The sequence below is a fragment of the Pseudomonas sp. P4_B3 genome, assembly GCF_056402295.1.
Window position 1 is genome coordinate 1 of the sequence record NZ_JBFUHR010000043.1, and the last position, 8,143, is coordinate 8,143.

Genomic DNA, 8,143 nt, shown 5'->3' on the forward strand with positions numbered 1-8,143 from the left:
AGCCCGCCAGGCCCGAACTCACCGACGGCGTAGTTGTGCATTTGCCGGCGATCGCGCATGCCGCCGTTGAGCTTGGCGCCCACTTGAGCGGTTTTAAAGGCGACCTGTGGGTAAAACTCGTTCCAGCGCTGGTGCGACCAGCCTTTTCCTGGTGGACGACCTTCGGCCGGCGAGCCGACCGGATGGCGGTTGAGGAAGGCTTCGATCTGCGCTTTCCACGGGTTGCGGTCCAGCACGTTGGAATACTGCGACGGAAACGGGTACAGCCCCGGCTGGCGCATGAAGGCTTCCAGCGCCGCGGCCGAAGGGCCACTGCGGGCGATGTTGTTCGGGTCCTGCGTGGGCGCAGGGCCGACGATCGGAACCGGGAAGGTCAGCGTGGGCGGCGGTAGTGTCGGGTCGAGTTTCTCCGTGCCGAATTCTTCGAACAGCAGCAGCTGCTGAGTGTACGGCTGGGCCCCGAACAATGGGCTGGGCTTGCCATTGGTGGGGATCTTGAAAGATGTTTGCTGGGCCGGCTGCAGCACGTTGTCGGTCGTTGGCGTGGCGTGGGTGCCAAAAACACCATTGGGCAGGGCGAGGGCGCCCTGGTTGGCGGGTGGCATGGCCCGTATGGCATCCAGCGCGGCCTTGGGGTCGGCCGGCGGGTTGGTAAACGCAGAGGGGTCCGTCGGTGGTGGCGGGCCGAAATCATCCAGCGGTGCGGCACTGACCGGATCCAACCCGAAGGTGATCAACAGTACAGAAACTGCGCCCGAAACCCTTGAGGAACGGATCGAATTGAATGGCGATGCAAGGATTCTCATGAGGTTCCCTCCGCGACATAGCAAAACGGCGCACCCAGCCATCCCCACCTGGTGACAGTAACTGCCTGCGTTGCAAGGCGCCATGCAACCACCGGGCCATGGACGAGAGGGGGAATGAAAATTCCGAGTAATTAGTAAGTTGTTTCAACGTGTTTTTTTTTGGTAGGTGCTGGGTGGGGGGATATTCCTCAAATGAGGTAGTAAACGCGCGGTTGGGTGGGTGTAGTGCCCCATTTATGGAAATAGTAGCGGCCCTATTTCACCGCCCGCTTTTGGCAGGGGCTGCTCGCCCTAGGGCGACATGGATAATGTTACATAACTGAATCAGACCGGCTTCTCGTATTTATCGTGGCGACAGGACGTACAAATAGCGGGCACTATTTCAGCTGCGCAAGGGGATGCTGGCTTTTTGTGATCTACCCTCCCAGGGCGTGTGAGTTGGCGCTTCGCCACAGGATTTACTTAGTCGGGAGACAGACCTTAGTTTCCATTGGGCCGCGGTCTGGATGGGGCATGCCAGTCGATCAGCAAAAAACCTTGTCTGGCTATCGTGTATCAGGCGAGTTCGACAACGCCTGGATTGAAGCCCAGATCGCCAATATGACTTGGCACTACTGAAAAGTCGGGAGGGTTTCAGGCGTTCAGATTATTTCACCGTGGCCATGAACACTCACGGCAATAGCTTGCTCAAAACCAACGAGGTGGAAATGAACAGGAAGTTTAACCGGGGCTGGATAATGGCTGCGGCAGTCGTCGTAGTGGGTTCAACGCTTTTTGCGGGGTGTGCGAGCAAGACCGATCCGATCACGCAGGCAGACAAGGCCGATGCGGCCAAGGGCGCGCCCGCGCCGAGTCTCGAGCAGACCAAGGCGATCGCCGAGGAAGGCTTTATCTACGGCTTGCCGCTGGTCATGAACTACGCCGTGATGAACGAATATGCCGTGGACAAGGATGGCCCGCAATACAAGGCACCGTTCAATCAGCTCAAGAACGAACCTCGCGTCTTCACCTACCAAGACACAGCCATCATCACTCCGAACAGCGACACCCCGTACTCGTTTGTCTGGCTGGACTTGCGCGCGGAGCCGATGGTGATCTCGGTGCCGGCGGTGGACCATCGGCGTTACTACTCGGTGCAGCTAATCGACGGCAATACCTACAACTACGGTTACATCGGCAGCCGTGCCACCGGCAGTGAGCCAGGTCACTACATGGTGGTCGGTCCCGACTGGAAAGGCACGACCCCTCCCGGTATCAAGAAAGTCTTCACCTCGACCACTCCCTTCGCCTTGAGCGGCATGCGGACTCAGCTCTTCAATGCCAAGGACATGCCGAATGTCGAGAAGGTGCAGGCGGGCTACAAGGTCCAGCCGCTGTCCGCCTTTCTCCATCAGCCCGCGCCGCCCACTGCGCCGAAGATTGATTTCGTTCCGGCCACCACGGAGGGCATCAAGGCCAACTTCTTCGAGTACTTGTCGGCCGCGATGGAGTATGTGCCGCCATCGGCTGACGACAAGGCGATTCGGGCGAAGCTGGCCAGCATCGGCGTAGGCCCCGGTCGGAGCTTCGAATTCAAGGACCTCTCGCTCGAGCACAAGGCCGTGGTCCTGCTCGGGATGAAGGCCGGTGACGAGAAGGTCGACAAGTTCCTCGCGAGCGGGACGAAGATAATCAACGGCTGGAGCGTCGGCGCGTACTTCGGCGACCAAACGTTCTACAAGACCGACTGGCTGAAGCGTGCTGGTGCCGCGAAAGGCGGTCTCTACGGCAATGACGCCGTCGAGGCGATGTATCCCAACACGCGCACCGACGGCACCGGCCAGACGCTCGATACCAGCAAGCGCAAGTACACGCTCACCTTCCCGGCCGGCAAACTGCCGCCCGTCAATGCCTTCTGGTCGGTGACCATGTACGACGGCAAGAGCCAGCTGCTGATCAAGAATCCGCTCAACCGTTACCTGATCAATTCGCCGATGCTGTCGGCCATGAAGAAAAACGCGGATGGTTCACTGACGCTGTACATCCAGAAGGACTCCCCCGGTAAGGCCAAGGAGGCCAACTGGTTGCCGGCGCCTGACGACACGGTCTATCTGGTGATGCGTCTGTACTGGCCGAAGACCGCACCGCCTTCGATTCTTCCCGCTGGCGAAGGCAGCTGGCAGCCACCGGCGTTGGTGGTATCGAAGTAGTGCGACCCATTGCTGACACTCGCCGTAAGTCGGTGTCGGCCAGTGCTACTTTTTGCCAATAGCAGCCGATCATGAAGGGCTGCTATTGGCCGCTATCTGCCTGATGTAGATGCAGTTAGCCATAGCGAAAAGGTGGGTTGAGAGAGCCTGGTGGTACAAAATTGGTACGAGCGGAATTGAAAACTGGCGTAATCCATTGTCTTAATGCCCATAGCCCCCCAGTTAATTATGTGGGGCGCACAACATCAAAGGTGAATCGGAGCCGCGGTCCGGAAAAGAAACCGCGGCAACCGATCAATCAGGCGGCGGGGAGCAGGCCTTTCTGTTTGGCGACATGAGTCGCCAGTGCGTCCATCAAGTCCGGGGACAAGCAGTCATAGGGTTCCAGGCCGATTGAGCGCAAGCGCTCGCGGATAGCCTTCATTTGCGCGGGCGGTGTGCCGGTTTCGATGATGGAGGACACGAACGCCGCGAATCCCGGCGCAGCCCATCCGCTCTGTGGCGAAAGCTCGGTGTGGACGAAGTCCAGGCCATAAAACGCATGGTCCTTGTTCTCGATGCGCCCAAAGAGATGGGCGTGACACTGCTTGCAGGCGTGGCGCTGGATGGTGGCGGATTCGTCGACAATCGCCAGTTTTTCGCCGTGGGCAATCACGCTGACCTTATCTCGAGGCACCACGGCGATGACGGCGAATGTCGCGTTTTGTGGTTTCCAGCATTTGCTGCAGCCGCACGCGTGGTTATGCAGAGTTTGTGCGTCGATCTTGACCTCGACCTTGTCAGTCGCACACAGGCATTGCAGGGTGCCACCTGTGAAATTCGCGGCGGCGGGTTGGATACCATTGTCCAGTACAGGGTGAAGTTGCAAAGTGCTCATGCTGGCGTCTCCGTTTCAGGGTGTCAGACAAAAGTGCCTGGGGCCGTGCCCCAGACCGGTAGTTCATCGGAACTCGATGCCGGCGCGGATCGATTTGCCTTCATGCATCCGATCGAACCGCGGCGGATTTCGAAAAGGACACAGTGCATAAACGAGTGACCTCCTTCGGTGCGACCGGTCGGTTACCCAGATCAAGAATAGTCTGCGATGATGTCTCGAGCGCGGCCAGGACCAGCGCACGGGCGAGTGTGTCGAATTCAGATGGAATCCACACACGCCCAAGGTTTTTCAGGTCTGCTTCTGGCCGGACAGCGACGGCCAAGCATTGACCGTCGCAGCAGGTGATCAGACCTCCGTCTGTTCCGCCATTTCCAGGGCGTCATCGACTTCGATTCCCAGGTATCTGACAGTGCTTTCAAGCTTCGTATGACCAAGCAGGAGTTGGACAGCTCTCAAGTTCTTCGTCCTGCGATAGATCAACGATGCCTTGGTTCGCCGTAGCGTGTGGGTACCGTACATGGTTGGGTCAAGGCCAATGGCTGTCACCCACGCTTTGACTATTCGAGCGTATTGCCCGGTGGAGAGATGATCTGAGCCATGCAACCGGGTCGGAAACAAGAACTCCTCACCACGGAGGTGGGCCTGATGAATCCAAGCCTCCAGAACCTCGATTTTGGTTGACTGACTTCCTCAGGGCGTGAAGCTGGCGGTCGTACAGGATTTACAATCGGAGGCTCAGATGAACCGCCCGGTAGCCTTCAAGACGGTGCATCCAAGGCGGCCACGTCGAACAGGCAATTCAAACGCGACCTGAGCAAACACGGCTAGGCGCGGGCACGCCGGTATAGTCGACTCTATTGCCTACCGTATTTCCCGGAGCCTCCATCCAGTGTCTGACTTGCTGAGCAACGCCGCCTACACAAAACGCTTCGACCTGGTACTCGCCTACATCGACGCCAATCTCGAAGGTGACTTGTCCGTGAAGACGTTGAGCCAAGTCGCGAATTTTTCGGCGTTTCACTTCCATCGACAATTCACCGCGTTCGTGGGCGTGCCTGTTTCACGTTATGTACAACTGATGCGACTACGACGCGCGGCGCATTGCTTGTCTTCCCTCGCGAATTACTCGGTGCTGGACGCCGCTTTCGGTGCGGGTTTCGAAAGCCCCGAAGCATTTTCCAGGGCGTTCAGGCGGGCGTTCGGTATGACGCCGAGTGCATTCAGGAAGCAACCGAATTGGCAGGTCTGGAGTGCGGTGTTCACCATCCCTCATTTTTCCAGGAGCATCATCATGCAGATACGAATTGTGGAGTTTCGCGAAGTCAGGGTTGCAGCATTGGAGCATTGCGGAGCGTCCGGGCTCATTAATGAGAGCGTGCGTAAATTTATCGAATGGCGCATGCAGAGCGGACAGTCGCCGGTGGCATCAAGTCGCAGCTTTGGTATTCCTTTCGGTAACCCCGATACGACCCCGGCCGAAGAGTTCCGGTTTGCAATCTGCGGCGAGATTCACGAGGCGGTAGCAGCGAATGAGTTCGGCGTAACCGAGAGGGTTATCCCCGGCGGGCGCTGCGTCGTGGTGCGTCACGTGGGCTCGACGGATCACATCGGCGAATCGATCTATCCGATCTATCGCGACTGGCTCCCTACCAGCGGCGAGGAGCTTCGAGACCAGCCGCTGTTCTTCGATTATCTGAGCATTTCCCCCGAGACACCGCAGGATCAATGGCAGACCGATATTTATGTGCCTTTGCAATAGCGGACAGGTCGCTGCTGGTTTGAAACGATCGTCGTTGAGTTCATCGTTGTAATCTGCCTCTCGCCAAGGGGCAGCTATTGGCCGATCTCTGCCTGTCTTCCAGGGTAACAATCGACCGCGTATTCAACCTGTCGAGATTCTGCTGCGCGTCATGTGTATGAGGGCCGATCGGCCGTTTCCCAAAGAAGGTCGCTCCTCAATTGCATAAGGCACAAACCCAAGCTTGGGGTAGAGCAGCAGCCCTCCGGTGTTTTCGTTGAAACAGGAAATCTGCACCTCGTTGGCTCCGTAACGCTCGAATGCCAAGCCGGTCATCGTCTCTACGATGAACGTGGCCACTCCTTCACCCCGAGCGCTCGGCGAGACGATGACATTGCCGATACAGCAAACGCCATTGCGTTCAGCTCGATAGAAATTTGCAAACCCAACGACAGTCCCATTGATCTCCACGACGGTAGAGTCAAAGCGTTGGGAGATCGCGGTAATCAACTGCGTTTCCGTTAGCGGGAAGTGCGCCTTTGGAAACATGAAAAACAACTCTTGAGCGTTCTGAGGAAAGCCGCAGATCATTTTAACGTCGCTAGCCTTCACTGGCCTGTGGTTCAGTTTCATTGCTCGTCTCTAAGCTCCATGAATCGGTACTTTAGCTGAGTCCCAAGGCTAGCGCAGGGTGATGGAAAGCAATGGCATGCCCGCAAATGGCCGATTACAGCAGACATGAAGGGCGGTTGACGCCCCATGGCGGACAGTCCGGACACTAGAGTCAGGTGTTGGATTGATGAGCCGCCCAGTGTTTCATCTCTTCTGCAATGAAGTGGTTCACCAGGTCACTGTACATCTTCTCGATTGCATCCGGGCTCAGGCCCTCAGCCTCGGCCCACTCGCGTCGTGTCTCCAACATGGCCTTGAAACGCTCCGGAGCACGCACCGAAGTTGCTGAGGTCTTGTACTTCGAGGCAGCCAGTACATAGTGAAAACGCTTGCCCAACAGCTTGATAACAACCTGATCAAGGGCATCGATTTCGCGTCGAATATCCTCCATGCCTGCACACTCTTCGGGTTGCAACTGATTGATGACGTCCATGTAGGTGACTCCGTTTACTGAAAAAATCGTCGGCCTTCGGAAGAAGTATCGGCGCGCTGTTTTCCATGAGTGATACAGACTGAATACCATAAGTCGGTGTTTGAGTGGCTGCTTCTGGCAGATTCTGTTGAAAAAGTCGGCCCGCCCAAATGGCCTGAATATTGAGTGGTGAAAATGCTTTTTTACACGCTGCTACGTGAAATCTGAGCCCGGAAGCCTCTGCCCAAAAGTAAAGATTTCAATCTCAGGCGCGTATTTTTCTGCCGAGGAAACCACGGCCGACTTTTTCAACAGAATCGGCCGATTTCTGCCTGTCGCCTTAAGTGACTCCACTCATTCGAGAGCAGGAGCGCGCTGAAGATCGATGCCCCTCTACGTGATCCAAGTCCAACAGCCTTACTAACGGTGTCGTCAACGAAGGCCAGGTACCCACCTTGACGCCACGCCACAGCGCCAACCTGTGGTTGGTGCGTTCGCTGACGCAAACCTGGCGTGTGGGCATGGGGGCCAACTATGTCGATGATCGCTATACCGCGCTGGATAACAATGTGGTCATGCCGGCTTACACAACAGTGGACACCGCGCTGTTGTACAACCAGCCGAAATGGGACATGGCCCTGCGTCTGCGCAATGTCTTCGACAAGGAGTATTACGCTTCGGCGCATGGTTCGGTGGATCTGATCACGCCCGGTGCCCCACGGACGCTGGAGCTGAGCACCAACTATCGCTTCTGAGCCCAGACCTGAAGAACAGGCCCCAAAGCAGCCCTTCGTGAAAGGCTGCTTATAGCTGTGGATTCAACACACTGGATTTTGTGTTAGCGGGATTTCGGTTAAATAAGCAAAAGCAGCACCTTGGGTGCTGCATTCGAGGCTTGAGGCCGCACATTTCTGTCAGCCCGGGGACGCGCTATACGGATCAGCTATTGCTGCGGTCGGTCGCCTTGGCTTTGCTTTCAGCTACAGCGGCTTCAGCCTTCTGTTTCTGGGCAACCTGGAAGGCTTTCATCGAGACTGTCCGGGCCGACTCCATGCGTGCGAAGGTCCGATCACCGCCACCTGTGGCCATCGCCAGAGAAGAAGCGGTCAGAGTGGCGACTACGAAGAGAACTTTCATGGATTTCATTTGGATATCCTCAAGTGAGACTTTATTAACAGTTAAAGCGGGATTCATTGGCTAGCGCTGGACGTCCTTGTTCAACCTGGAATTACCAGCCAGCCAGGGCGGCATTTCCTGGAGTCCTGGTGCCTTGCTCCATGTGCGCTTCGGTGTCTCTGTTTTTGGCCCAGGCAGTGAGCAATACCATCATCCCGAACCCAGCGACGATGAGCACCGGATAGGCTGCCAGCAACTCCACCAGCGAGTACTTCCAGGCCAGCGGACGACCAACGCCCAGCATGGCGGCATAGAACCACGACACGCCAGAGA

At 57.0% G+C, this 8,143-nt stretch carries 6 protein-coding genes and 4 pseudogenes; 3 read left to right on the forward strand and 7 right to left on the reverse strand.

Annotated elements, in window-relative coordinates:
- Positions 1-806 (reverse strand): annotated as a pseudogene (locus tag AC1DWG_RS30200) (copper oxidase); the annotation flags it as partial.
- A 707-nt stretch (positions 807-1,513) separates the two neighbouring features.
- On the opposite strand from AC1DWG_RS30200, the gene AC1DWG_RS30205 reads away from it, so the two are divergent.
- Positions 1,514-2,995, forward strand: coding sequence for a DUF1254 domain-containing protein (locus tag AC1DWG_RS30205; RefSeq protein WP_477788758.1), 1,482 nt, complete (start codon positions 1,514-1,516; stop codon positions 2,993-2,995).
- A 298-nt stretch (positions 2,996-3,293) separates the two neighbouring features.
- On the opposite strand, the gene gfa is transcribed toward AC1DWG_RS30205, so the two are convergent.
- Together gfa and AC1DWG_RS30215 are read right to left on the reverse strand one after the other, a co-directional pair.
- Positions 3,294-3,872: an S-(hydroxymethyl)glutathione synthase gene (gene gfa, locus AC1DWG_RS30210; RefSeq protein ID WP_477765552.1), complete on the reverse strand. Its 579-nt coding sequence runs from the start codon at positions 3,870-3,872 to the stop codon at positions 3,294-3,296.
- A gap of 345 nt (positions 3,873-4,217) precedes the next feature.
- Positions 4,218-4,538: pseudogene (locus AC1DWG_RS30215) on the reverse strand (tyrosine-type recombinase/integrase); the annotation flags it as partial.
- A gap of 223 nt (positions 4,539-4,761) precedes the next feature.
- Between AC1DWG_RS30215 and AC1DWG_RS30220 the strand changes: the two are divergent.
- Positions 4,762-5,631, forward strand: coding sequence for an AraC family transcriptional regulator (locus tag AC1DWG_RS30220; RefSeq protein WP_477788759.1), 870 nt, complete (start codon positions 4,762-4,764; stop codon positions 5,629-5,631).
- 123 nt (positions 5,632-5,754) lie between these two features.
- Here AC1DWG_RS30220 and AC1DWG_RS30225 read toward each other — a convergent pair whose 3' ends face one another.
- Positions 5,755-6,243 (reverse strand): GNAT family N-acetyltransferase, encoded by a 489-nt coding sequence (locus tag AC1DWG_RS30225; protein WP_477756782.1) that lies wholly within the window; start codon positions 6,241-6,243, stop codon positions 5,755-5,757.
- Positions 6,244-6,394: 151 nt separating this feature from the next.
- Positions 6,395-6,715, reverse strand: a complete 321-nt coding sequence (locus AC1DWG_RS30230; protein WP_477756784.1) for an isochorismate lyase — start codon at positions 6,713-6,715, stop codon at positions 6,395-6,397.
- Positions 6,716-7,095: 380 nt separating this feature from the next.
- Between AC1DWG_RS30230 and AC1DWG_RS30235 the strand changes: the two are divergent.
- Positions 7,096-7,449, forward strand: a pseudogene (locus AC1DWG_RS30235) (TonB-dependent receptor domain-containing protein); the annotation flags it as partial.
- A 184-nt stretch (positions 7,450-7,633) separates the two neighbouring features.
- Here the strand turns inward: AC1DWG_RS30235 and AC1DWG_RS30240 are convergent.
- Positions 7,634-7,840, reverse strand: a complete 207-nt coding sequence (locus AC1DWG_RS30240) for a co-regulatory protein PtrA N-terminal domain-containing protein (RefSeq protein WP_477765550.1) — start codon at positions 7,838-7,840, stop codon at positions 7,634-7,636.
- Positions 7,841-7,922: 82 nt separating this feature from the next.
- Positions 7,923-8,143: pseudogene (locus AC1DWG_RS30245) on the reverse strand (hypothetical protein); the annotation flags it as partial.

What these genes read in the sequence shown, in the direction of transcription:
- AC1DWG_RS30240 (WP_477765550.1), bottom strand. Translation starts at nt 7,840, where the DNA reads ATGAAATCCATGAAAGTTCTCTTCGTAGTCGCCACTCTGACCGCTTCT.
- AC1DWG_RS30205 (WP_477788758.1), top strand. Translation starts at nt 1,514, where the DNA reads ATGAACAGGAAGTTTAACCGGGGCTGGATAATGGCTGCGGCAGTCGTC.
- AC1DWG_RS30230 (WP_477756784.1), bottom strand. Translation starts at nt 6,715, where the DNA reads ATGGACGTCATCAATCAGTTGCAACCCGAAGAGTGTGCAGGCATGGAG.
- AC1DWG_RS30225 (WP_477756782.1), bottom strand. Translation starts at nt 6,243, where the DNA reads ATGAAACTGAACCACAGGCCAGTGAAGGCTAGCGACGTTAAAATGATC.
- gfa (WP_477765552.1), bottom strand. Translation starts at nt 3,872, where the DNA reads ATGAGCACTTTGCAACTTCACCCTGTACTGGACAATGGTATCCAACCC.